The organism is Sphingomonas sp. 10B4 (assembly GCF_035019905.1).
Classification (GTDB): Bacteria; Pseudomonadota; Alphaproteobacteria; order Sphingomonadales; family Sphingomonadaceae; genus Sphingomonas; species Sphingomonas glacialis.
Window position 1 is genome coordinate 1 of the sequence record NZ_JASJVC010000554.1, and the last position, 239, is coordinate 239.

Sequence of the window (239 nt, forward strand, 5' to 3'; positions counted from 1 at the left end):
GTTTCCAACCCTAATCTGGTAAGTATTGCACGCTGTTTGACAGCCAAGACCAATGCCAGTGGCATCAGAATCACCCAGACCAAATACGAAGCGTACGGCATGGCGGTTGCGGGCAGTGACACACCCACGATTGGATTTACACGGCATGTCAATGACGTGGATACAGGGCTGACGTACATGCAGCAGCGGTACTATGATCCTGTGGCGGGAAGGTTTCTGAGTGAGGATCCTGTGCTTAC

The 239-nt window shown here is 52.3% G+C and carries 1 protein-coding gene; it reads left to right on the plus strand.

What is annotated here, in order from left to right:
- Positions 1 to 36: 36 nt before the first annotated feature.
- Positions 37 to 239: RHS repeat-associated core domain-containing protein (locus tag QN347_RS20855; RefSeq protein ID WP_323494554.1), on the plus strand; the 203-nt coding region annotated here is incomplete at its 3' end.